Below are 22,618 nucleotides of genomic sequence, written 5' to 3'. Positions count from 1 at the left end.
GTGCGCGGGCGAGGCCCGGTGACCAGAGCGCTCTGGCGGCAGTAGCACCGGGCCGCCCAACCACCGACGGACCGAGGTCCGGCGTCCGCGAAAGCGGCTCCTCTGGTGGGGCAGCTCTGCTGAACGTGCGCGAGTTGTGGTCTGCTCCAGAGCGCATCACCTGCCCGTGTTGCAGAGCCGGGTCCGGCGGCGGTCATGGAGGGCGGCGGGGGCACACATGCCAGCCGGTTCAGAGCCGGTCGTGGAGGCGGTGGCGGCGTAACCCGTGCTGTGCCGTGCAGCCCGGCGGATGTTTCGCCGTCGTTACGCGCCGCGCTGGTCCCGACCTCCTTGCCTGGATTCTCCGCCAGCTCCCCGACGGCTACGCCCACCTCTTCTGCCACGCGCAGCTGCGCCAGCCCGAGCCCGCCGCCTGACCGGCGCCACCGGCACACGAGAAACGGGGCGGGGACCGCTGCTGCGGTCCCGGCCCCGTCGCACGAGGCGGGAGTCTCAGTGCTTGAAGATGTCCTTGACCTTCTCCTTGGCCTCGCGGGCATCGCCCTTGGCCTGCTCCGCGCGGCCCTCGGCGGTCAATCGCTCGTTGCCCGTCAGGCGCCCAGTGGTCTCCTTGAGCTTGCCCTTGGCCTGCTCACCCTTCGCTTCGGCCTTCTGCTCACCAGACACAGCTGATCACTCCCTGTCCTGTGGAATACGCCTTACAGGGCCCCGTATGACCGCTGGATGCTTTCCCAAACAGGCAAGGAGCTTGCCCTGCCCGCAGCTCGCACGGGACCGGCCTGCGGGTGGGTCCGGGTGGCGCAGGACTTCGATAGTGGGGTGGTCTCCGGTCAAGCATCCGCGATCCCCGTGGTCCCGACGGCATTCCGGTCGGACCCGCGGACATAGAAGGCCGGCGCAGGATCAGCGCCGGCATCGTTTAGCAGCGGTACCCGTCGGGGCACTCGGGGAACAGCACTCCGAAGAACAAGAAGAAGAGAAGCGGCACACTGGACACCGCGGCCATGAGCAGGAAACGTCCGCGTGCCTCACGCCGGTCCCAGACCTGAGCCACCACCAAGCCCGCTGTCGGCGCGAGCGCGGCAGTGAACAGCGCCATCAGGCCGAACATCCAGCCGACCTCTCGTCGTACGTCCGGCAACCCCATCGCATACGCGATCGCCGGGGCGAACAGAAGGAGGGGTGCAGATGCCCACCACCACGACAGTGCTCTGATGATCCGATCCGCTCGTGCAGGCGCCAGGCCAGTCGATCCTCTTACCCCTTGACGGCTTTCCGGAGCGATCCCAGACGATGGCATGTCCACATCGTAGGCAGCTGAGAGGAACATGTGGTCGCCTCGGGGCCTGACTCTCTCGCGAACGGGGCTATCCAGACACCTCAGGGCTCTAACTGATCGTTTCAGAATGAGTTCGGCTGTGGGTCTTGCGCTCCGTGATCTTGGTCAGCAGGGTGTCCAGGGTGCGTGCTGATCTTGTTCCGGATGACCTGTGGGAGCGGGTGGCCCCGCTTCTGCCGCCTGCGCCCGCACGGCGCCATCGCTCCCCGGGTCGACTGCGCGTTCCCGACCGGGCCGCCCTCGCGGGCGTCATGTACGTGTTGCGGACCGGTGTCGCCTGGCGCGATGTCCCGGCCGAGACCGTGGGCTGCTCCGGCGTGACGGCCTGGCGCCGGCTACGGGACTGGACCGAGGCCGGCGTCTGGCCGCGTCTGCACGCCACCCTACTGACCGAACTACGCCGCGCTGACCTTCTCGGCCTGGACGACTGCGCCGTGGACGGGTCGCATGTCCGGGCCCTGAAAGGGGGATCACATCGGCCCCTCGTCCGTCGACCGCGCCCGTCCCGGCTCCAAACACGATCTGATCGTCGATCGCCACGGCACCCCGCTCGCCGTCACGCTCACCGGCGGAAACCGACATGACGTCACACAGCTGCTGCCGCTACTGGACGCAGTCCCAGCGATTCGGGGTCTACGAGGAGCCCCCGCCGCAAGCCCCGACGCCTGTACGCCGACCGGGGCTACGACTTCGACAAGTACTGCCGTCTGCTGTGCAAGCGCGGCATCAAGCCGATGATCGCCCGGCGCGGCGTCGCGCACGGCTCGGGACTGGGCAAGGTGCGCTGGGTGGTCGAGCGCACCTTCGCCTGGCTGCATCAGTTCAAGCGGCTCCGCATCCGCTACGAACGACACGCAGATCTCCACCAGGGCCTGCTCGAACTGGCCTGCAGCCTCATATGCCTTCGCCGCCTCCGAGCTTCATTCTGAAAGATCAGTAAAGGGCGACGCACCGGAGTCGGTAGCAGGGTGGCGCAGTCGATTTGCTGTCCTTCCGAGCTGAACTCAGCTGAGGTCGAAGGTGACGCTCACCGAGCCGTCCCAGTCCGGTGCCTCCAGAAGTGTGAGGGTTCCATCCTCGGCCTCGACGACGCGCACCGTGATCCGGCCGCGGTCCTCACCGGGAAACGCAATGGAGAAGTGGGGATCCATCTCCATGAGGAAGTCCCAGCCCTCGCGTTGGGTCGCGTCAAGGGCGCTGGCATGCCGCCCGGTTGCCCGCCACTTGCCGACCGCGTCGACAGTGACGGTGATGTCGATGTCGTACTCCTCAAGGCACGTCGCGTGATTGGCCCACCATTCAAGGCGGGCCTGACCCGCGAATCGATCCATGAGCACACTATGCACGGTGCCTACGGGTGAGTCTGCGCGGCTGCCGGCCGTCGTGGGTCAGTCAGCGAGACAGAATTGCATGGGGCAGACCGGACAGGTCCTTGCTTCATCCGGCGGCGCCCCCTACGCCTTCGCCGCCTCACGACCTCATTCTGAAACCATCAGTAAGTGGCTGTTGTCGTTCCGGTCTTGAGGGATGCTGGTCGAACAGGGGCCCTGGTCACGTGATTCGGCGGCTACCGGCGGGAGCAGCGTCACCCCTCGTAGGCGATGAAGTAGCCAGGTGCGTCTGGGTGAAGTGTCGAAACGGTGCATCGGTCGACATGTCCTGGTCGTGAATAGGTGCGAGCGTAGCCGTGACCCGTGCCGGTTCCTCATGCGGCGCTCCTGGCAGGCTCGGCGGCGACCTGGTCGTCGTCCGCTGCTAGCGAGTCGCCGACGGCGGCGATACATCGAGGCGCCTCGAATACGGTCCGCGGCTTCGGGCGCGGGTGGGCAAGACCGGAGAGCGGCCCGCCATGGGTCGGCCGCTGGCGTCCGTCGCAGACGACGAGATCGGCGAGGCCCTGGAGCCAAGTCCTGTTCGACGTCTGGGCTACCTCGTCGAGGGGGCCCATGCGTCGTGCGGCCCGCTGTCGAGTGCGTCGAGCAGGAGGTCGGTGTCGAACGGGACGGGCAGGGCCTGTTCGCGGAGGTCGGCGGGGGTATGCGGGTGGCTGGGCTTGATGCGGACGAGGCGGGTGTTGGGGAGGTGCCGGGTGAGGTGTTCGCCGGGTGTCCGGATGACGCCGGGGGTGTTGAATCCGGCTCCGAACTCCAGGATCAGCAGTCGGGTGCCGTTGTCGGCGCTGTTCAGCCATTCCTGGAGGCGGTTGCCGGCCGGGAGGTAGGGCTCGTCGACGAACTGCGGTCCGATCCGCACGTTGATCTCCACGTTCTCGCCGCAGTTGGGGCAGTGCGGCAGGGCGGCGGGGTCGGTGATCGCACCGGTGGCTGGGTCGTACGCGGCGAGCAGCCCCTTCACCAGCGGGTGGCTGTCCCAGGTGGTGCGCAGGCAGGGGACGGTGCACTGGTAGTGGCCGTAGTCGCCCTGCGGGGTGAAGATCCGCTCCGGGGCGAAGCCGTTGCGGGCGAACGGGGCGTCGACGTTGGACGTCATCACCCAGTGCTCCTTGTCGGCGACGAGCGCCCGCAGTCGCTGGTAGAGGGGGTTCGGCCCCGGGGTGTAGCGGATGTCGTCGATGTGGACGGCCCAGTAGCCCCACCACAGGGCGGGCGGCAGGTGCACGCCGACGATGTAGCGGGAGCGCAGTCCCATCCGGTGCAGGGCGGGGAACAGTTCCTTCAGTCGCTCTTGGTCGCCGTAGTCGTACCCGGCGGCGGCGCTCAGTCCGGATCCTGCGGTGACCAGGACCCTGTCCGCCTCGCCCAGCCAGGTGCGGACGGTGCGGGCGGCGGCCGTCAGGTCGGGGACACGGTGGGTGTTCATCGCGGTAGGGGTTCCTTCGAGCGGGTTAGGTCAGGGCGTGCTGGTAGGTGGCGTAGTCGTCGTCCGTGAACACGTTGAAGATCACGCGGTCGAGGACGCAGGGGTGCTCGTCGAGCCAGTCGGCGACGGTGTCCAGTGCGATCCGGGCGGCCGGTGCCTTGGGGAAGCCGAAGACGCCGGTGCTGATGCCGCAGAACGCCACCGTGCGGATACCGCCCGTCTCGGCGGCGAGGTCGAGGCACGCGCGGTAGGACGATGCCAGCGCCTGTCCGTGATCCGGGCCCAGGGTGCCGTCGACGATCGGGCCGACGGAGTGCAGGACGTACGGGGCCGGCAGCCGCCCGCCCCGTACGATGATCTTGGCGGTGCCGGTGGGTTCAGGGTGGCCTTGGAGTTCCATGACGGTGTGGCAGTCATCGCGCAGTCCGGGCCCGGCGGCACTGTGGATGGCGTTGTCGATGCACGGGTGCAGGGGGACGAAGCAGCCGAGCATCGCGCTGTTGGCGGCGTTGACGATCGCGTCCGCGGCGAGCGTGGTGATGTCGCCCTGCCAGAGCGTGGTGCGGCCGGCCGCCCGGTAGGAGGTGGTGGGCAGCTGGTCGGCGAGTGCCGGCAGTCGCGCGGGGTCGGTGACCGTGCGCGCCAGGCGTTCGCCGCCGAGCAGGGCGTCGAGCACCTTGGCGGCTCCGTCGGGCAGCGGGCCGGGGGCGCGCACGGTCATTACGGTGCGCAGCAGTAGCCGGGCGCGGGTGTCGTCGGCCTGTTCCTGGTCCTTCGCGGTCAGCCCGGGCCGTGGGGCGGCCGGGTCGTCGGCCAGCAGCCGGAGCGCGGTCCGGGTCAGGGTGCGCGTTCCTCGGTGGGCGCGGGTGGTGCGAGCGGCCGGGGCGGGGTGTTCAGGGCGATCGCGGCTCGGTAGGCGTCCAGGCGCAGGGCGTTCGGGGTCATGGTGGGCGTCAGCCGATGCGGACGGAGAGCATGGAGATCGCTCCGCCGCCGTCGTACCCGTCGACGGGGAAGGTGACCGGCTCCTGGATGCCTTCGTCGTGGCGGCACTGGGCGATGACGTACAGGAACGGCAGGTAGTGCTCGGGGGTCGGTACGGACAGGAGGGCGTCCTGGCCGCACTGCTCGTAATCGACGAGTTCGTCGATGCGGCCGGCGGGGACGGCTTCGCGGATCCGTTGGTTGAAGCGGACGCCCCAGTCGAAGGGCTCGTCGCGGGTCAGGCCCCAGGCGTAGGTGTGCAGGTTGTGCACGACGTTCCCGGAGCCGAGGATCAGCACTCCCTCCTCGCGCAGCGGGCGCAAGCGTTTGGCCAGTTCGTAGTGTTCGCGCGGGGTGAGGTTCTCGTCCACGGAGAGCTGGACGACGGGGATGTCGGCCTCGGGATACATGTGGACCAGGAGTGACCAGGTGCCGTGGTCCAGACCCCAGTGCCGGTCGGCGGCCACCGGCTGCGGGCTGAGCAGTTCGGTCACTCGGCGGCACAGCTCCGCCGAGCCCGGCGCGGGGTACTGCACCTGGTGCAGGGCGGGCGGGAAGCCGCCGAAGTCGTGGATGGTGCGGGGCTGCTCGGCTGCGGTGACGCGGACGCCCGGCACGTACCAGTGGGCGGAGACGGACAGGATGGCGCGCGGGCGGGGCATGGACCGGGCGAGCTCCTCCCAGCCTGAAGTCCACTCGTTGGGCTCCAGGGCGTTCATGGGGCTGCCGTGGCCGACGAAGACGGCGGGCATGGTGCCGGGCTCGGTGGTCACCGGTACTCCTCAACAGTCAGATCGCGGAGGGAAGAAGTCTGATCGCGGACGTCGGCCCCGGGAACTCGCTGGAGGCGGCGGACGCAAAGGGGGGATTCGGGTGCCAAGCGGCGAGCGGCCGGACCGCGGGCGGTCCGGCCGCTCGCCGTCGGGTGTCCTCAGAGCTCTTCGAGGGTGCCGGTGTGCAGTTCGCCCTCCCGGCCGTCGGGAGTCTCGTAGGTCCAGAAGGCGTGGACCGTGTTGGTGTTCATTGACCGTGCCTGTGCCGGGGCCGGCGACGGTCTCGTAGCGCAGTTCGGTGCCGTCGGGTGCGTAGGTGTTGTGGAACACCGTGCCGTTGTCCACGGTGAACCGGAACTTCTTCCCGGCGTAGGTCAGAGTGCTCACGATGTTCTCCGGCCGCTCAGAACAGGCCGTTGGTGTGCGGCAGCTCGGCCGGGACCGGCGCGATGACGTCCCAGTGCTCGACGATCTTGCCGTCGGCGACGCGGAACAGGTCCCAGTACGCCACTGGCACGCCGAACTCGCCCTCGGACTGCAGCAGCACCAGGTCGCCTTCGGCGACGACCTTGTGGACCTGCTTGTAGACCAGGTTCTTGCCCTGCTCGCCCCACGTCGCGGCGGCGGCGCCGAAGCCGTCCAGGCCGTCGGCGGCCTCCGGGTTGTGCTGGAGGTAGGTCTCGGTGGAGATGAAGTCGGTCAGCACCGAGTAGTCGGCACCCTTGAGGACCCTCTCCGCGAACTCCACGACGAGGGCACGGTTGGCCTCGGTCCTGTCCAGTTCACGCGGCTCGCCCTGCCCGTCGGTCTGCGAGCGGCCGGAAGCGGTCTTCGCCACGACCGGGGTGAGGGCGTCCCAGTGCTCGGCCAGCTTGCCGTCGGCGTCGACGCGGAACAGGTCGAAGGCGACCAGCGGGTCCGGTCCGAAGCCGTAGTAGGTGCCGTGCAGGGCGACCAGGTCGCCGTCCGCGATCACCCGGGCGCCCTCGTAGCGGAAACCGTCGGGCAGACCGGCCACCAGGTCGCGCAGTGCCTGGGGGCCGTCGGCGGCCAGGCTGCTGTGCTGGCGGTAGTCGGCCGCGACCCAGCGGTCCACCGCGGAGGGGTCCTTCTTGCCGAACAGCTCATCGGCGGCCTGCAGAACCAGTTCCTTGTTGCCCATGACACGTTCCTTCCGGCGCGGAGGCGGAGCCGTCTCCACCAGTCGCACCTCCACCTTCGGCCAGGTGTGCCGCTGTCGCGAGGTAAGATCCGAAAGCATCATGGTCAAAACCGAGCATCCGGGCGAAGGCACGCACGTCGCCGAGTACGGCTTCCACAACCCCGACCGCGCCCCTCTGGGTATCGAAGTGACCAGTATTACGTGTCTGGCCAGCAGACTTTCCCCGCAGGCGCTGACCGGCGTGCACCGCACAGATTTCCATCAGATCATCCTGGTCGCCGCGGGCGAAGCCATCACCATGGTTGATTTCCAAGATCACCCCTCACCCCCGGGCACTCTGCTGCACGTGGCCCCCGGCCGGGTACTGCGCCTGCCCCGACCCGTCCGCCCGGCCGACCCGGTCCAGGCGGCCATAGTGCTGTTCACCCCCGCCTTCCTGCCGCCCCTGGGGGCCGCCCGCACCCTGCTCACGCCCTTCAGTCCCGCCGTCTGGCGCCTCGCGCCACACGAGAACACCCTGCTCACCGCCGCCCTGGGAGAACTGGCCGCCGAATACCGAAGCGCCGTGCGAGACCCATGCAGCGCGACCACCGCGGAACTCCTGCGTCACCTGCTCGCCGCACTCGTCCTCCGCCTGGCCAGACTCCCCGGCCCGCACGACAGCCAGCCCGGACCCTCCACCACCGCAGGCGACACCTTCCTGCGCTTCCAGCACGAACTCGAACGCTCCTTCGCCACCACCCGCAACGCCGCCGCCTACGCCGCCCGGGTCGGGTACTCCCTGCCCACCCTCAACCGCGCCTGCCAAGCCGCCACGGGACGCAACGCCAAAACCCTCATCGACGCCCGCGTCGCCCTGGAAGCCGGCCGCCTCCTGGCCCACACCGACCTGCCCGTCGCCGCCATCGGCCGCCGCCTCGGCTTCACCGAACCCACCAACTTCGGCAAGTTCTTCACCCGGGAGACCGGCCTGCCCCCCGGCACCTTCCGCACACAACAACGCCCCTGACCATCGACATACCGATCAGCCGCAGCATCCTCGCCCAGCCTGACTCGTCCACCCCGCTCACCCTGCCGATCATTCCGGCGAACCGCCCCACCCCCTCGACGTGCAGGACACGGGCACGTCAGCGATCATGTGTAGGCGTCGTTGAAGGCCAGATCCCTTTCTCGATGGGGTGATCGTGGTCGGCGCCGGGCATAGGAAACGGGGCCGCGCGGTAGCTCGGAGCGTGCCGACGCCAACAAGCCGTCCCGGAGAACCTTTTGCCGCTTCTGTAAGCGAGGCGTTCCCGGTGACTTCCTCGGCGTGTCGCAGGACCGCCAGACGGTGCTGGGCCTGGCGGTCCTGCTGCTGTTGCGGCGAAGGGGGCATGGCGGATCTCCGTCACTCTCGGAGACCCATGTGTAACCAACGTCTGGCAGTTTTGTACCCAGGGCCACGCATACGAAGGCCGCGCCCCGGGGCAGGGCGCGGCCTTCGGAGGATTCTTGTGGCGCCGCCCCGTCTCCGCGGCGACACGTGCGCTGGACCGGTCGACGCCGGTCCGGCGCTGGTGTCAGTTCTTGGTGAGGGTGCAGGTGTAAGTGGGGGTGCCCGAGCCGCGGTAGGCCTCGAGTTCGAGGTGGTAGGTGGCGCTTCCCGCGGCGGTTCTGGTGAAGGTGAGTGACTCGTCGGTGCCCAGGCCGTTGTTGACAGATCGGGTGAGGGTGCTGCCGTTGGAGTCGAGGAGGTAGAGGTCTGCGTCGTAGGCGTCGGGCACGGCGCACTGCACGGTGAGGCGTTCGTTGGCCGCCAGCGAGACACGGAAGTAGTCGCGGTCGGTGGTGGAGGCCATGGTGCCGCTGATGGAGGCGGGGTAGGTGAGGGCGGTGGCGTCGTTGGCGGTGGCCCGGGTGTCGTTGGCTTCGTTCTCGGCGAGGAGGACTGTGCCGCCCGGGGTGCCGCAGGTGGTCTGTGGTGTGCCGCTGTAGGGGTTGGTGTCGATGACGCCGCCGGTGACGTTGCGGAGGTAGTAGCCGCAGGTGGGACGGTTCTTGAAGTCGTAGGTCTGGCCGGGGCCGAGGTGCCAGATCTTGTAGCCGGAGAACGTCAGGGGTTTGCCGGCGGTGGCTTGTTCGGGCTGGTGGTCGCCGAGGACGATGAAGGCCTCGGTGCCGTAGAGGGTGGCCTGGCCGTTGCTGTCGAGGAGCAGCGAGCTGCCTTCCTCGACTCCGACGCCCCAGGCCTTGCCGCCGGAGGTCCGGCCGTCCTTGATCGCGCGGGCGACGAAGGCCATGGTGCGGCCCATCCGGTCGCGGGCCGTGAAGTGGGAGTCGTTGATGACGCCAGCGTAGTTCGGCCAGTCGAACATGCCGGTGGTGAAGGTGATGTAGCTGTCGTACGGGTTGGCGAGGGCTTCGGCGCTGGTGACGCTTCCCTGGCATGCGTCGTAGACCACGGGGCTGTTGATGTGGGTGCCCGCGCTGCCGCCGCCCGAGCCGCCGCCCTTGGCGACGACGGATTCGACGGAGGCTTCCAGTGCGGTGCCCTTCCAGGCGGCGTAGCGGCACTGGTCCCCGCCGGCGAAGTACACGAACTCGGCGTTGCGGATGTCTGCGTTGACCTGGCTGTTGTTGCCGTCGGAGGCGGCGGTCAGGGTCCAGCTGGTACAGGAGTTGACGCCGGGCAGCGCCATGACGGCGTCGCATTCGGGGGCGGCGCTGCCTGAGGTGGGGGCGGAGCCGGCCAGGATGACGACGTCGAGGCTGCCGGTGCCGCCGCGGATGGCGTCGATGGCGGCCGACATGGATCCGGGGTTGATCTTTCCGTCACCGTTCATGGTGAAGGCGGGGCCCTGCCAGGAGGTGCGGCTGACGTCGGAGGCGCTGCCGAGGCGTATGCGGGTGCCGGCCGCTTCGGCGCTGCCGGTGGAGGCGAGTGCGCCGGTCAGCGTGAGCAGAGCCATAGCGGCCGAGGCCAGCTTGGCATGCCTGAATCGTGTGCCCATGAAGTCTCCGAGAGGTGGGGGAGGTGCGCGGATCTGCAGAGGGCAGGGCGTGGCGACGCCCTGAGGGGCGCGTGGGGGAGCTGCGCCGTCGCGGTGGTGCGCAGTAGCAGAACTTACAAGCCAAGTTGAGTGAACGGTAGATGTAGCACGCAAAACGCAGCACCTCTCCCCCTGGCCAGTTGATTCAGGCCGCTCAACCGCTTGGCCGCGAGGGCCTTGCAGCCCAAACCGTGCCCCGTTACTGCAATGTAATGAGCGATACATCTAGCCATCATCGAACCAGTTCTGTAATTTCCGTGTTGCAGTCGACGGCGAACGCCCCGTCGGCCCGAAGACCGGAGAGGCATACGCCTGATGAACACCTGTCTGTCCCGAAACCTGATCATTGCGTTGACGGCCGCGACCGCGCTGGCCACGCTCACTTCCTGTTCGGACTCCGCCGACGCCGCCAAGTCCGCTGGCGGTGAGCAGATCACCGTCGCAGGTGCGGCGGTCACGGAGGACACCGCGCTGCACGACGCACTGCCGGACGCGATCAAGAAGTCGGGCACCGTGCGCGTGGCCACGGACGTGCCCTACGCGCCGTTCGAGATGTTCGTGGCCGAGGGCGAGCCGGAGCTCACCGGGCTCGACTACGACCTGGGGCAGGCGCTCGGGGCGAAGCTGGGTGTGAAGTTCGACTTCGCGCCGCAGAAGTTCGACGGGATCGTGCCCGCGATCCAGGCCGGCAAGTTCGATGCGGCGATGTCGGCAATGACCGACAACAAGGAGCGCCAGGCGGTCGTCGACTTCGTCGACTACTCCGTCTCCGGTTCCGGGATCATGGTCGCCAAGGGCAACCCTGAGAAGATCACCACCCTCGATGACCTGTGCGGCAAGAAGGCCGCGGTGCAGGCGGCGACCAACCAGCTCGACCTCCTCAAGAACCACGAGGCCAAGTGCAAGGCCGCGGGCAGGGGGGAGATCGACATCCAGACCTTCCCCAAGGACTCCGACGCGCAGCTCGCCCTGCGCTCGGGCAAGGTCGTCGCCCAGGTGCAGACCAAGCCCGCCGCGGGTTGGACCGCGAAGACCGCTGACGGCGGAAACGCCTTCCAGGTCGTCGACGACCCGGCCGCCGCGGGCGGCTACGGGGCTTCGCCGAACGGGATCGCGGTTTCCAAGAAGCTGCCCCAGCTCAGCGACGCGATCCACAAGGCCCTGCAGGCGCTGATCGACGACGGCACCGTCACCAAGATCTTCGACAAGTACGGGGTTGCTTCCATCGCCGTCAAGGAAGCCACCAAGAACGCGGCGGTGGACTAAACATGACCACGACCACAGTCCCCGTGGACACCGACCGTCCCGCGCCCCAGCAGCTCACCGTCGTGCCGCTGCGCCACTACGGCCGCTGGATCGCCGCCGTCGCGGCCATTGCTGCACTCATCGGTGTGGCCGGATCACTGGCGAAGAACAGCAATCTCCACTGGGAGATCATCGGGCACTTCCTGTTCGCCGACCTGATCTTCTCCGGACTCGTCACCACCCTGTGGCTCACCGTGGCCGCGATGGCCCTCGGGCTCATTCTGGGCACGCTGGTCGCGGTGATGCGACTGTCGTCCAACCCGGTTCTCTACGGGATGTCCTCACTGTTCGTCTGGTTCTTCCGCGGTACCCCGCTGCTGGTCCAGATCATCTTCTGGGGATACGCCGCCGCCCTCTACCAGTACGTGAAGATCGGCATCCCGTTCACCAGCGTCACCTTCTTCCAGGTCGAGACGAACTCCCTCCTCACCCCGGCCATCGCAGCCCTGCTGGCCCTCGGGCTGAACGAGGCCGCGTATGCCTCGGAGATCGTCAGGGCCGGCATCCAGTCGGTGGACCCCGGCCAGAGCGAAGCCGCGCACTCCCTGGGTATGCGGCCCGCGCAGACGATGCGCAGGATCGTGCTGCCCCAGGCCATGCGGGTGATCATCCCGCCGATGGGCAACGAGACGATCAACATGCTGAAGATGACCGCCCTGGTGTCGATCATCTCGGCGCACGACCTGATGTCCAACATCCAGGACGTGTACGCGCAGAACTACCAGGTCATCCCCATGCTCGTCGTCGCCAGCCTCTGGTACCTGGGCCTGGTCACCCTGCTCAGCATCCCGCAGGCATGGCTGGAGCGCCGCTACGGCCGCGGCACCGACCGAGGCGGCCACACCTCGCCCCTGCGCCGGATGCTTGCCGGTGCACTGGCCCAGCCTGCCCGCACGAAGAAGAACACCAAGGAGGCGGGTGCGTGAGCGTCCCCATGGTCCACGCCCACGGCGTGCGCAAGCACTTCGCGAAACTCGAAGTCCTCAAGGGCATCGACCTGACCATCGAACGCGGCCAGGTGTGCTGTCTGCTGGGTCCCTCCGGCTCGGGCAAGTCGACGTTCCTGCGCTGCATCAACCACCTCGACCGAGTCGACGGCGGCAAGCTGGCGGTCGACGGCGACCTGGTCGGCTACCGCCAGAACGGATCCAGGCTCCACGAACTGCGTGAGAAGGAAGTCGCCGCGAGGCGACGCGACATCGGCATGGTCTTCCAGCGCTTCAACCTCTTCCCTCACATGACCGCCCTGGACAACGTCATGGAAGCCCCCGTCAACGTCTGCAAGACCGACAAGTCGCAGGCAAGGGACGAGGCCCACCATCTGCTGGAACAGGTGGGCCTCGGGGACAGGGCGGGCCACTACCCGGCCCAGCTCTCTGGCGGGCAGCAGCAGCGCGTCGCCATCGCCCGCGCCCTGGCGATGAAACCCAAACTGATGCTCTTCGACGAACCCACCTCCGCGCTCGACCCCGAACTGGTCGGAGACGTACTGGACGTCATGCGCCGGCTCGCCGCCGACGGCATGACGATGGTCGTGGTCACCCACGAGATCGGCTTTGCCCGCGAGGTCGCCGACACCGCCGTCTTCATGGACGACGGCGTCGTCGTCGAATCCGGCGACCCGCGCCAGGTCCTCGTCGAACCCCGCCAGGAACGCACCCGCGCGTTCCTCTCGAAGGTCCTGTGACCGCCCCCTCACGGGAACAGCTGCACACCAACCCGCTGCTCCCGCATGCCGAGGCCCGTCTGGAGGGCTACCTGACCGACCTGGCTGCCCTGGTGGCCATCGACTCGGGCTCCTACAGCCCCGTCGGCGTCAACCAGATGGCCGACTGGACCCAGAACCGGCTGCACCGGCTCGGATTCGACGTCGAGCGCGTCACCCCCGCCTCCTCTCACGGGCACCCTGTCGGCGACATGATCCTCGCCCGCAAGGCGGGCAGCCTTCCGGTCGAGCAGGGCGGACAGCGCATCCTGCTCGTCGCGCACCTCGACACCGTCTTCGACGACGGTATTGCCGCAGCGAGGCCCTTTCACCTCGACGGCCACACGGCGCGCGGCCCCGGTGTCAGCGATGACAAGGCGGGCCTGCTGGCCGGGATCACCGCGCTGGAGATCCTGGAGGAGACGCGGGCAAGCCAGTACGCAGAACTCGTCTTCCTCGCCACCCCAGACGAGGAGATCGGCTCTCCGGCGAGCCGCCCGATGACCGAAGCAGCAGCCCGCGGCGTCCACTTCGCCCTCGCCCTGGAGTGCGCCCGGGAGAACGGCGACCTGGTCATCGCCCGCAAAGGCGTTGCCGACTTCCGTGTGAGCGTCACCGGCCGGGCCGCGCACGCCGGCATCGAGCCGGAACGCGGAGCGAACGCTGCCCTGGCCGCCGCCCACCTGGTCGTGGCCCTGCAGTCCCTCAACGGCCACTGGGACGACGTCACCGTCAACGTCGGTGTCGTACGGGCCGGCAGCCGCACCAACATCGTCTGCCCGGAAGCCGAGCTGCGCGTCGAGGTCCGCTCGGCCACCGCAGCCGGACTCGCAGCAGCCCGCTCCGCGATCGAGTCAGCCGCGGCACGGCCCGCCGTGGCCGGCACCACGGCGACCGTCGAGCAGCTGGACCTGTGCCCGCCCATGGAGGACACACCCTCCTCACGCTGCATGTTCGATCAGGCCAGACACCTAGCCGCAGGCCTTGGAATCAGCCTGGGAGCAGCTGCGACCGGAGGTGTCGGGGACGCCAACTTCATCGCGGGCCTCGGCGTGCCCACCCTCGACGGCCTCGGCCCCGTAGGCGGAGCCGACCACACCCCCGAGGAATGGCTGGACACCTCCACCGTCCCGGCCCGCGTCGCGCTCCTGGCCTCACTCATCGCCGACCTCGGCGACAGCCGCACCGGCTGACCTTCCCCAGACGTCCCGTACCGGTTTGATCGCGCCATTGCCCGGTGCGGGACCCCACTCCGGCAGCCCCTCCCACCACGCACCGGGCTGCCGACCCGCGCCGGGACCGCAGCAGCCACCCGCCGCTGTGGTCCCGGCCACCACAAGACCCCACCCACAGGAGACGACCCTCATGCCCGTACCGACCGGAGCCCGCCGTACCGCACTGGTGGGCAGCACCGCTCTCATCGTCGCTCTCACCCTCGCCCCCTCCGCCCATGCACAGAGCTCCGCACCTGCCGGCGGCCGCGGCTCGCTCGTCCTGATCGGTGGCGGCCTGAAGGCCGACAACACGCAGATCTACGGCGAGATCATCAAGCGTGCGGGGGGATCGAAAGCGCGCATGGGTGTCCTCACCGCCGCCTCGATCCCCGCCAGCCAGGACCCGGACGCGAACGACCCTGCCAACTGCAGCAACTCCGCCTGCAACGGCGCCTACTACGCCGGGCTCTTCAAGCAGCACGGCGCCGCCGACGCCCAGTGGATCCCCGTCGACCTCGACCACATCGCCAACGCCGACTCCGACGAGGTGGTGCGGCAGGTCAACTCGATGACCGGCTTCTTCTTCGGCGGCGGCGACCAGTACCGCTATGTCACCACCCTGCTCCACGGCTCCGCGCACACCGATTCCAAGGTTCTCGCCGCCATCCGGGCCAAGCTCGCGGCCGGGGCCGTCGTATCCGGATCCAGCGCCGGAGCACAGATCGCAGCCGGAGCCGACATGGTCACTGGAGGCGACTCCTACGAAGCACTCCGCGACGGCAGCAGCCCCGGCTACTTCGACGACCCCGCCCGCCTCGGATACCTCCCCGAAGGCGGCTTCGGCTTCCTGCGCTCAGGACTGATCGACACCCACAACGGCACCAACGGACGCGAAGGCAGGGCCCTGCGACTGGCCGCCGACACGGGACACGACCGTGTGTACGCGCTGGAAGAGAACACCGCGCTCATCGTCGATGACCCCAACACCCCCCGCGAGCGACTGCGTGTTCTGGGTCCGCAGGGTGTCGCCGTCCTCGACCTGCGCCAAGTCCGGACCAGCAATTCGCCGGCCGGATGGTCCCTGACCGGCGCCCGCTACAGCTACCTCTCGAGCGGCGACCGCTACGACCCGAACCGCTGGCAGATCCTGCCCGCCAGCGGCAAGTGGCCGCTGATCCCGCTGTCGGCCTCACCGGTACCGGTCAACTCGGACGTCTTCTACTCACCGGCCAACCCTGCCGGCGTCCCCTACTCCTTCCTGAACACGGCCCGCGCCCTGACCGCCAGCACCCAGCGCACCACCACGGCCAGCACCTTCGAGAGCGGCCCCCGATTCACCGTCACCTTCACCAAGCAACCCGGATTCACCGCCTGGACCAGCGACGGTGCCACCGCGCAAACCGTCACTGGCCTGCGGATAGCCGTCGCACCGGAGTGACTCTGCCCTGACGCACTCCGGGCGACAGGGCCGGCGGAATCCGGGGGATCCGGCCGGCCCCAGCCGCGAGGCCCGACACTAAGCTCGACCTTGACCCGCCCAGCACCCACACACACGAAGGAAGAGCCCGCGCATGGCCCCTGGCACGCTCGCCGACGAGATCCGCCTCAAGCTGGGCGACGCCAGCCCCGCCGAACGTAAAGTCGCACGGGTGCTGCTCGCCGGCTACCCCTCCGCCGGCTTCGAAACCATGGCCGTCCTCGCGGAACGCGCCGCCGTCAGCACCCCCACCGTCCTGCGCTTCATCAACCGACTCGGCTACCGAGGCTTCCCCGACTTCCAGACCGCGCTCCGCGCAGAGCTCGACGAACGCAACGCCTCCCCCCTCTCCCTCTACGAGGCAACCGACTACGGCCGCAACCAAGACGGAGCCGAGGACCTTTCCCTCCTCCAGCGCGGCAGCAACCTCTTCAGCTCCGCCGTGGCCCAGACCCTCGCCGAACTACCCCCGCACGATCTCGAACACGCGATCACACTGCTCTCCGACGGCAAACGCCGCATCACCCTCGCCGGCGGCCGCTTCACGAACCTCTTCGCCCAATACCTCGGCCTGCACCTCATGCAGGTACGCGACGACGTCCGGTTCCTGCCGGACCGCGACGTCGAACGCACCGCGCAGCTCGCAGCGGTGAACCGACGTGATGTCTTCGTCCTGTTCGACTACCGGCGCTACGAGCCGGACAAGGTCTCCATCGCCGAACTCGTCCAGGAACACGGCGGCAAGGTCATCCTCTTCACCGACGTATGGCTCTCACCCGCCGCCGCGCACGCACAGGTAGTACTGCCGAGCCAGGTCGCCGCACCATCCCCCTACGACAGCCTCGTCCCTACCCTGGCCATCATCGAAACAGTCGTCGCCGGCGTGCTCACCGCCCTCGGCGAAGGTGCCCACCAGCGGATGCAGCACGGAGAGAACACTGCCCGCCGAATGGGCCTGTACTGACCACCACCACACCGGCGGCGACCTCGGGAGCGAGCAGGCCGCAATCCACCGCCCCTTGGAGGCTCTCCTACAGGGAGCCGGCCGAGAGGGCCAGCGGGCCGGGACCGCGGGCATCCTGCTGCAAGCCGCCCCGCTGAGATCCTCGTGGCCGGCTGGCTGGCGTGATCGGCGACTCACGTGGTGTTGACCGGCCCGCCACCGACCATCAGGTCGGTGGCTATGACCAGGCACCCGCCCTCATTCGTCGGCCAGGCCCGCATCCGCACGTGCACGGGGCGGCCGTTCACGTGGTGGAAGCGCCGGGCATGGTTCGTCACGCACCGGGGTCAGCTGGGCAAGGTGCACCGAGGAGATCCTGGACCTGCTCGGTGCGGGCGTTCTGGGCTTCCCCGAGGACACCCCGGCCGGCCTGTCCGAGGCCAGCTCGCGGCCGGTGCCAGCGCAGAGTGTCCAGATGGCCAGGCTCGTGGCCGCTGCCCTGCTCTGAGTGCCCGGTTGCGGTCGGCCTCATGGGCAGCAGCACCTTCACAGCCGATGCGGGTACGAATCAGGGCGGGCACAACAGCTCCGCGCGTGCCGGGCGCCGGGCCGTCACATGATCTGGCATCCAGCGCGGGCCCGCGCGACGTGTCCGTGTACCCGCTCCACCGGCCGGGCGTGAAGTCTGCTGGCAGGAGGTGGGCGGCCGGGGCGGGCGTCGGCTCGGCTAGCCCGGATCGGGGGCCGTCGACTGCGCGCCCACCGGAATGCTGCGGCCCCCGGCCCTGACACCCTGGCGGGTGCAGGGCCGGGGGCCGCCCCGACGGATCGGCGCCTGGGGCCCGCTTTGGGGTGGCGGCCACAGCGGTGCCGTGGGGGAGAGGAATCACCGCTGTGGCCGGGCGCCTTGTACATGCCCTCGGTGCACGTGGGTCAAGTGCGAAACCACCTGTGCGCATGGAGAGGTGCGGGCCGGGTTTACAGACCGGCATGGTGCTCACCTGGCTCGCCCGCAGCGACGCCAGGCCGGCCTTCGCAATTTGTGTCGTGGGAGCGGGGCGCGCCCCCCGTCGGCAGGCCGTTCGCGGCGAGGGCTGTCCTCCGGTGAGAGGGGGCAGCCCAGGTGAGAGCCGGGGCGGGGCAGGTTGCCGTGTGGAGCGGGCCTGGGCCGGTTGCGTGGCGGCAGTGCGGGTGGAGGCCGCGTCGGCGACCCGCTTGGGCGAGTCGCCCGGTGGCGGGGCGTCAGCAGGTGAGGGTGACCTCGTGCACGACCGGCTGGGGTGTCCAGGGGAAGGAGGCCACGCCGAACGTGCCGCGGACCGTGGTGCCACAGGGGACGGTGCCCGCCGGGCCGCGCACCTCGAGCGTCGTGGTGGTGAAGACGACAGGCTTGTCCTGCGTGAGGGGCGGGGCGCCGGCTCCCACGACCTCGGCGGACAGCGTGGTGGACAGCTCCTTTGTGGCGGGCGTCGGGCTGCCGGGAGAGGGCGGGCCTGCGAGGCTGACCCTGCCGTAGAACTGCACCGCGTTACCGGTGACGTCCGCGCACAGCCGGGTGAGCAGGCCTGCCTGGAGGCCCGAGTTCCCGCAGGTGGTCACGGTCTGGTCGGCGGCGGCCTCGGGGGTAGCGGCGGCCGGGCCGGCGGCCAGAACGGTCAGGCCGGCAACGCCGACCGCGAGAAGGGCTAAGCGGTTCATGGGGACGTGCTCTCCTTTGTGTTTTCGTCGGTGCGTGACGGGCCATCAACCCGCCTTGTGTGATGTGATATTTCACATCGCGCAAGAAGGCGAGATGATCGCGCCCTGAATTCCTTCCGTCAGAGGATCAAACTTCTCTGTTGGGCGCGGGTGGAGCTGGCAGGCGGAGAGACCATGGCCGACCTGCACGACCTTGTAGCGGATTTGGTGCCTGCCCTGAATACGGACGACAGGAGTGCTCTTCCGGGGAGACGTTGGAAATCGTGGTGGGCACCCGGCACGAACTGGCCCTGCACCCGGCCCACATCCACGGCCTCACCCAGCTCCTGCGCCAGGCCGTCGGCACCATCGGGCCCGTAGCACGCCAGGCGGCGGCCAGCGCTTCCACTGCGACGGCACCGGCCGTGCCCGGCCGCTGTGGGAGCCGGCAGCCGGACAAGCCTGAGCGCCTGGGGAAGCCCGAGGGGACCCGGGGCAAACCACCCGCGAGAGGCGGCTTGCCCAGGCCCTCGGCTACGGGCTTCCCCGCCCCGGGCGCAGGACATCGGCTTAAAGAGCCCCGAAGCGGGTCGGGTCACCGAAGTAGGGAGCCGGCTTGCCGGCCTCGGCGAGCCTCCACAGCCTGGTGATCAGCTCGCCGGCGTCGACGGCGAAGCTTTTCTCCATAAGCCGGGCACTGATGTTCTGTACATCCCGGGGCTGTTGTGGCCTCGCCGCTCACTACGTACGGCCTCGGCGGCCCCCTGCACGTGCTTGCCCTCGCCGCCATCACGCTCGTGCTGGCCGACCCTGCTGATGCGCCGAGCGTCTTGCGGGCCATGCTCCCGAGGTGGATCCCCGAGGGCTAGCGGCTTCCCATGTGCGAGCCGCCGCTGCTCCGTCGCCGGACAGGTCAGGGTTGACCGCTGGCCGCGCGGCCGGTTCCTCCCTGCGCCGCGGTGGCCGGGGGAGCGATGACGATCACTGCCCGCTGCGTCGGCCTGGGTAGCAGGCGGCTACGCCACCCGGTACAGCTGTCCCCCGCTCGGCCGCACCTTCAGGCGGCTCGGTGGATCCGTCGCAGGTCTGCGCGCGTGGGGGCGGAACGCTGCGGAGGGCATGCCCCTGGGGCCCAGGTGCACACTGTGCAACAGTGCCCATCCCGGCCTGCGCCCCACCCGGCCCCGTCGAGGCAGGGTCCCCAGTTGCCCGCGTAGCTGGTCTGTCGCCCTGCCCAGGCGTGAAGCGAGCCCCGGTCCGCTTGGCTGCGCGACCTGCGGGTAGACGCGCACTTGGATCGGCGGGCCTCCACCGCGGTCGCTCATTCGCACGAGGCAGTGCGAAGTGGGGAGCGCTCCATGATCCTCATACTCGGCCTCATCATCCTGATCGCCACTCTGATCGTCACGGTGGCCTGGGTCATGGCCGATCTCGGCAGCGCCCACGAACTCACCAATGACTTCTCGTCCTTCGGCTACCACGTCACCAGCTCGACCGGCGTGGTCCTCTACGGCATCGCCATCGGCGCCCTCGCAGTTCTCGGCTTGGTCCTCATGCTGGCCGGCGCTGCCGGACAGCCCGTCGCGACGGCTCCTTCCCGTCGAAGCGCGGGAGCGCGGTAGTGGACCCCGAACGTGAGGACCTCATCCAGCAGCGTGACGCCGCCGGCGCGGAAACCGCGCAGGCCGTCGGGGACGACCATCCCGCCACGGCCACGGCCACGGCCACGGCCACGGCCGCGGGCCACGGGCGCGCCAAGTGGTTTGGTGGGCGCGGCAACCCCCGCTAGGAGCGTGGGTCAGTAACGAGCAAGCGGGTCCGTTGCTGTGACCGGCGGATCGGTTGCGGCGGCCCTGTCCGGGCGTGTGAGGCACTGGCGGGGCCGTGTCGGCCGGGTGTCCGGCCGACAGGGCTTGTCACGTGGCCGGGGAGGCCCGGCCGGTCAGCCGGCCAGGGCGGCGATCCCTGCCGTCCCTGCGTGCCGGAAGATCTTGCGGAGGTTGTGGCAGGCGGCCAGCAGACGCCACTCGCCGCGGGCGCCGTCTTCGCCGCGCAGGAGGAGCTGGCGGCCGTTCTGGCAGGTCATGATCTGTCCGAAGACGGGTTCAACGATGGCCTTGCGGCGGCTGTAGGTGGCTCGCCCGGGCTTGGTCCGCAGCTTGCGGGCCATGCGCTCCTTCAAGGTCGCGTCCTTGGGAGTGCGTCCGCGAGGTGCGGGTGGGACCTGCTCGTCGTGGGCGAGGCGGCCGGTGGCCATGAATGTATCGGTTCCGCAGGCGAGTTGGCGGTCCCGGCCGGCTTCGAGGTTGGTCTCGGAGCAGTATCCGGCGTCGGCCAGGGCCTGCTTGGGGTGGGTGCCGGTGTTCGCCGCGGACTGCTCCAGCATGGTGGTGTAGTTCAGCGCGTCGGAGGCGTTGGTCGTGACGTCGGCGGCGGTGATGATCTGGTGCTGCTCGTCGACGACGGCTTGGGCGTTGTAGGCCTGGATGTAAGCGCCGTCGCTGTTCTTCATGATCCGCGAGTCGGGGTCGGTGAAGTTCGCCTGGGCCTTCGGCTTCGGGCAGGCCTTGGCGGCGGCCTTCTCCCCGGCGTCGGTGACGGCCTGCTCGGCGGCTGTGCCCTTGCGCTGCTGGCGGCGGCGTTCTTTGTCCTCGGCGTGGCGGCGGGCATTTTCGGTGGCCTCGGCCTCGATCTGGGCGCGGGCGGCCTGCAGGCGCGCGAGGCGCTTCTCGCGGCGGTCCAGTTCGGCGGGCAGGTCGGTGTCCTTGCCGTCGGGGCCGAAGGCCTGGTCCTCGGCGGCGTCGGTGGCCTCGGCGTCGGCGAGCAGGGCGGTGGCCTTGGCCTCCAACTCGGCGATCTCGACTTCGATCCGTTCTTCCTTGTTGATCAGGCGGCCGTAGCTCATCGCCTTGTGCTTGGAGGCGTTCGCTTCGAGCTTGGTGCCGTCCAGGGCGACGCGGCCCATCTTGACCATGCCGAGCTTGGTCGCGAGGTGCAGCGACTGGGTGAACAGGTCGGCCAGGGCGTTGAGGTGACGGCGGCGGAACCGGGCGATCGAGCGGAAGTCCGGGGCCTGGTCGGTGGCCAGAAACCGGAACGTCACGTCGTCAGCGCACTTGCGCTCGATCGCCCGGGAGGGGCGGACACCGGTGGTGTAGCCGTAAATCAGCAAGCGCGCCATCAGCCGGGGGTCATAGGGCGGGTGGCCGCGCTTCTCGATGTAGGCGGCCAGGATCGGGGAGAGGTCGAGTACCTCGTCGACCAGGTCTGCGACGAACCGGGCGAGGTGGTCCTCGGGCAGCCAGTCGTCCAGCGAGGGAGGCAGCAGCAGGACCTGGTGCGGGTCGAACGCCCGGAACGTCTTGTCCACCGCCGCCGGACGGCCCTGACGCCGCTTCGCCTTGACCGGCTCGTCTGCGAACAGCCCATCCCCACCACGCATACCGGGATCATCCCGCATGAAAAATCACAAGACGCAGGCGGGTTGCCCGTTACTGAGATACGCTCCTAGCTAACCTGCTGCAATGCCCAGTAGTGCGGTTCGATGGGGGCCTGCCTCACCACGATTCGACCGGTTACGTTGGGATTGTCCACCAGCTTCCCCCACGAGCCGGAGTGGTCGCTGGGGGTGTGCTCGATGTCGGCCCACACCACGCTGCCGGGCCCGGCGGAGCCGTAGGAGACGGTCCACTCGGAGTATTTGTCAGCGCAGTCGTTGACCATCACTCTGTAGTCGTCAGTCAACTTCAGGCAGGTGCGCGGGTTGGAACCCGGCGTGGAGACTTCCATTGTTCCGTTGGGGCGTTGCCGTACCTGCCAGTTCGCCGAGGTGGACGCGTTGTCCGTGCAGGCGCCCAGCGACACCATGCCGATACTCGCGTGTGTTTTGGGCCAGACCAGGCACTTGCCGTCGCTGAGAGCCGCGAACCGGTAGACCCCGTCGACGAGCGGGGCGGCGTGGGCGGGTTGCGCGAGTGCGGCAGTGGCCGCAACCGCGGCGGCCATGACGGCGATGACGCGTGAACGCATGGGATGGGACTCCTCGAACAGGCGTGGTCGAGCCGATCGGACGGCACAGACGTGGTCGATGCACATTCCGCCGGAGAGGGCGGCGGCACCGATCCTGGAACACCGGCCCGCCCGGTAGCAGCCTGCGGTGGCCGCTGTCACTCGCCTGGCTGAGGCGCATC

21 protein-coding genes and 2 pseudogenes are annotated in these 22,618 nt (G+C 69.1%); 11 read left to right on the top strand and 12 right to left on the bottom strand.

Features of this window, described 5'->3' with window-relative positions:
- Window positions 1-492 precede the first annotated feature (492 nt).
- Both K7B10_RS00625 and K7B10_RS00620 read right to left on the bottom strand, forming a co-directional pair.
- Window positions 493-666 carry a CsbD family protein gene (locus K7B10_RS00625; protein WP_229333983.1) on the bottom strand — a complete coding sequence of 58 codons (174 nt, stop codon included), beginning with the start codon at window positions 664-666 and terminating at the stop codon, window positions 493-495.
- 253 nt (window positions 667-919) lie between these two features.
- Window positions 920-1,111 carry a hypothetical protein gene (locus K7B10_RS00620; protein WP_229333982.1) on the bottom strand — a complete coding sequence of 64 codons (192 nt, stop codon included), beginning with the start codon at window positions 1,109-1,111 and terminating at the stop codon, window positions 920-922.
- A gap of 350 nt (window positions 1,112-1,461) precedes the next feature.
- Between K7B10_RS00620 and K7B10_RS00615 the strand changes: the two are divergent.
- Window positions 1,462-2,268 (top strand): annotated as a pseudogene (locus K7B10_RS00615) (IS5 family transposase).
- A 75-nt stretch (window positions 2,269-2,343) separates the two neighbouring features.
- Here K7B10_RS00615 and K7B10_RS00610 read toward each other — a convergent pair.
- Window positions 2,344-2,670, bottom strand: a complete 327-nt coding sequence (locus tag K7B10_RS00610; protein ID WP_229333981.1) for a hypothetical protein — start codon at window positions 2,668-2,670, stop codon at window positions 2,344-2,346.
- Window positions 2,671-3,135: 465 nt separating this feature from the next.
- Between K7B10_RS00610 and K7B10_RS41480 the strand changes: the two are divergent.
- Window positions 3,136-3,242: pseudogene (locus K7B10_RS41480) on the top strand (site-specific integrase); the annotation flags it as partial.
- Between the two features lie 23 nt (window positions 3,243-3,265).
- Here the strand turns inward: K7B10_RS41480 and K7B10_RS00605 are convergent.
- The 4 genes from K7B10_RS00605 to K7B10_RS00590 all read right to left on the bottom strand — a co-directional run bounded on the left by K7B10_RS00605 (window position 3,266) and on the right by K7B10_RS00590 (window position 7,078).
- Window positions 3,266-4,159 (bottom strand): SIR2 family NAD-dependent protein deacylase, encoded by an 894-nt coding sequence (locus tag K7B10_RS00605; protein WP_229333980.1) that lies wholly within the window; start codon window positions 4,157-4,159, stop codon window positions 3,266-3,268.
- A gap of 25 nt (window positions 4,160-4,184) precedes the next feature.
- Window positions 4,185-4,874 (bottom strand): macro domain-containing protein, encoded by a 690-nt coding sequence (locus K7B10_RS00600; RefSeq protein WP_229333979.1) that lies wholly within the window; start codon window positions 4,872-4,874, stop codon window positions 4,185-4,187.
- 238 nt (window positions 4,875-5,112) lie between these two features.
- Window positions 5,113-5,916: a 4,5-DOPA-extradiol-dioxygenase gene (ygiD, locus tag K7B10_RS00595; protein ID WP_229333978.1), complete on the bottom strand. Its 804-nt coding sequence runs from the start codon at window positions 5,914-5,916 to the stop codon at window positions 5,113-5,115.
- A 403-nt stretch (window positions 5,917-6,319) separates the two neighbouring features.
- Complete coding sequence (locus K7B10_RS00590; RefSeq protein ID WP_229333977.1) at window positions 6,320-7,078, bottom strand: nuclear transport factor 2 family protein; 759 nt, start codon at window positions 7,076-7,078, stop codon at window positions 6,320-6,322.
- Window positions 7,079-7,178: 100 nt separating this feature from the next.
- On the opposite strand from K7B10_RS00590, the gene K7B10_RS00585 reads away from it, so the two are divergent.
- A complete protein-coding gene (locus tag K7B10_RS00585; protein ID WP_229333976.1) occupies window positions 7,179-8,087 on the top strand; it encodes a helix-turn-helix domain-containing protein in 909 nt (302 codons plus the stop codon).
- A gap of 550 nt (window positions 8,088-8,637) precedes the next feature.
- Here K7B10_RS00585 and K7B10_RS00580 read toward each other — a convergent pair.
- Window positions 8,638-10,026 (bottom strand): pre-peptidase C-terminal domain-containing protein, encoded by a 1,389-nt coding sequence (locus K7B10_RS00580; RefSeq protein ID WP_229333975.1) that lies wholly within the window; start codon window positions 10,024-10,026, stop codon window positions 8,638-8,640.
- Between the two features lie 396 nt (window positions 10,027-10,422).
- Between K7B10_RS00580 and K7B10_RS00575 the strand changes: the two genes are divergently transcribed.
- The 6 genes from K7B10_RS00575 to K7B10_RS00550 all read left to right on the top strand — a co-directional run bounded on the left by K7B10_RS00575 (window position 10,423) and on the right by K7B10_RS00550 (window position 16,772).
- A complete protein-coding gene (locus K7B10_RS00575) occupies window positions 10,423-11,373 on the top strand; it encodes an ABC transporter substrate-binding protein (protein ID WP_229333974.1) in 951 nt (316 codons plus the stop codon).
- A gap of 2 nt (window positions 11,374-11,375) precedes the next feature.
- Window positions 11,376-12,338, top strand: a complete 963-nt coding sequence (locus K7B10_RS00570; protein WP_229333973.1) for an amino acid ABC transporter permease — start codon at window positions 11,376-11,378, stop codon at window positions 12,336-12,338.
- An 8-nt stretch (window positions 12,339-12,346) separates the two neighbouring features.
- Window positions 12,347-13,099 carry an amino acid ABC transporter ATP-binding protein gene (locus tag K7B10_RS00565; RefSeq protein WP_229344668.1) on the top strand — a complete coding sequence of 251 codons (753 nt, stop codon included), beginning with the start codon at window positions 12,347-12,349 and terminating at the stop codon, window positions 13,097-13,099.
- Window positions 13,096-14,310, top strand: a complete 1,215-nt coding sequence (locus K7B10_RS00560) for a M20/M25/M40 family metallo-hydrolase (RefSeq protein WP_229333972.1) — start codon at window positions 13,096-13,098, stop codon at window positions 14,308-14,310. The genes K7B10_RS00565 and K7B10_RS00560 overlap by 4 nt, the downstream gene beginning before the upstream one ends.
- 172 nt (window positions 14,311-14,482) lie before the next feature.
- Entirely contained in the window at window positions 14,483-15,769 is a 1,287-nt protein-coding gene (locus K7B10_RS00555; RefSeq protein WP_229333971.1) for a cyanophycinase, read from the top strand.
- Window positions 15,770-15,902: 133 nt separating this feature from the next.
- Entirely contained in the window at window positions 15,903-16,772 is an 870-nt protein-coding gene (locus K7B10_RS00550; RefSeq protein ID WP_229333970.1) for a MurR/RpiR family transcriptional regulator, read from the top strand.
- 173 nt (window positions 16,773-16,945) lie between these two features.
- Here K7B10_RS00550 and K7B10_RS00545 read toward each other — a convergent pair whose 3' ends face one another.
- On the bottom strand, window positions 16,946-17,089 hold the full coding sequence (locus K7B10_RS00545; RefSeq protein WP_229333969.1) for a hypothetical protein: 144 nt from the start codon (window positions 17,087-17,089) through the stop codon (window positions 16,946-16,948).
- Window positions 17,090-17,993: 904 nt separating this feature from the next.
- Complete coding sequence (locus tag K7B10_RS00540; protein WP_229333968.1) at window positions 17,994-18,449, bottom strand: hypothetical protein; 456 nt, start codon at window positions 18,447-18,449, stop codon at window positions 17,994-17,996.
- A 1,337-nt stretch (window positions 18,450-19,786) separates the two neighbouring features.
- Here K7B10_RS00540 and K7B10_RS00535 point away from each other — a divergent pair.
- The gene (locus K7B10_RS00535; protein WP_229333967.1) at window positions 19,787-20,050 is read left to right on the top strand and encodes a hypothetical protein; all 264 of its coding nucleotides are present in this window, start codon (window positions 19,787-19,789) and stop codon (window positions 20,048-20,050) included.
- Entirely contained in the window at window positions 20,050-20,217 is a 168-nt protein-coding gene (locus K7B10_RS00530; RefSeq protein ID WP_229333966.1) for a hypothetical protein, read from the top strand. Before K7B10_RS00535 ends, K7B10_RS00530 begins: the two co-directional genes overlap by 1 nt.
- Window positions 20,218-20,370: 153 nt before the next feature.
- Here K7B10_RS00530 and K7B10_RS00525 read toward each other — a convergent pair whose 3' ends face one another.
- Both K7B10_RS00525 and K7B10_RS00520 read right to left on the bottom strand, forming a co-directional pair.
- Window positions 20,371-21,798, bottom strand: coding sequence for an IS1182 family transposase (locus K7B10_RS00525; protein WP_443735282.1), 1,428 nt, complete (start codon window positions 21,796-21,798; stop codon window positions 20,371-20,373).
- 137 nt (window positions 21,799-21,935) lie between these two features.
- Window positions 21,936-22,457 carry a hypothetical protein gene (locus K7B10_RS00520; RefSeq protein ID WP_229333965.1) on the bottom strand — a complete coding sequence of 174 codons (522 nt, stop codon included), beginning with the start codon at window positions 22,455-22,457 and terminating at the stop codon, window positions 21,936-21,938.
- Window positions 22,458-22,618 lie beyond the last annotated feature (161 nt).

The organism is Streptomyces flavotricini, from assembly GCF_020639365.1.
GTDB lineage: Bacteria > Actinomycetota > Actinomycetes > Streptomycetales > Streptomycetaceae > Streptomyces > Streptomyces flavotricini.
Note: the sequence above shows the minus strand (reverse complement) of the source record. Positions and strands in the feature narration are given on the sequence as shown.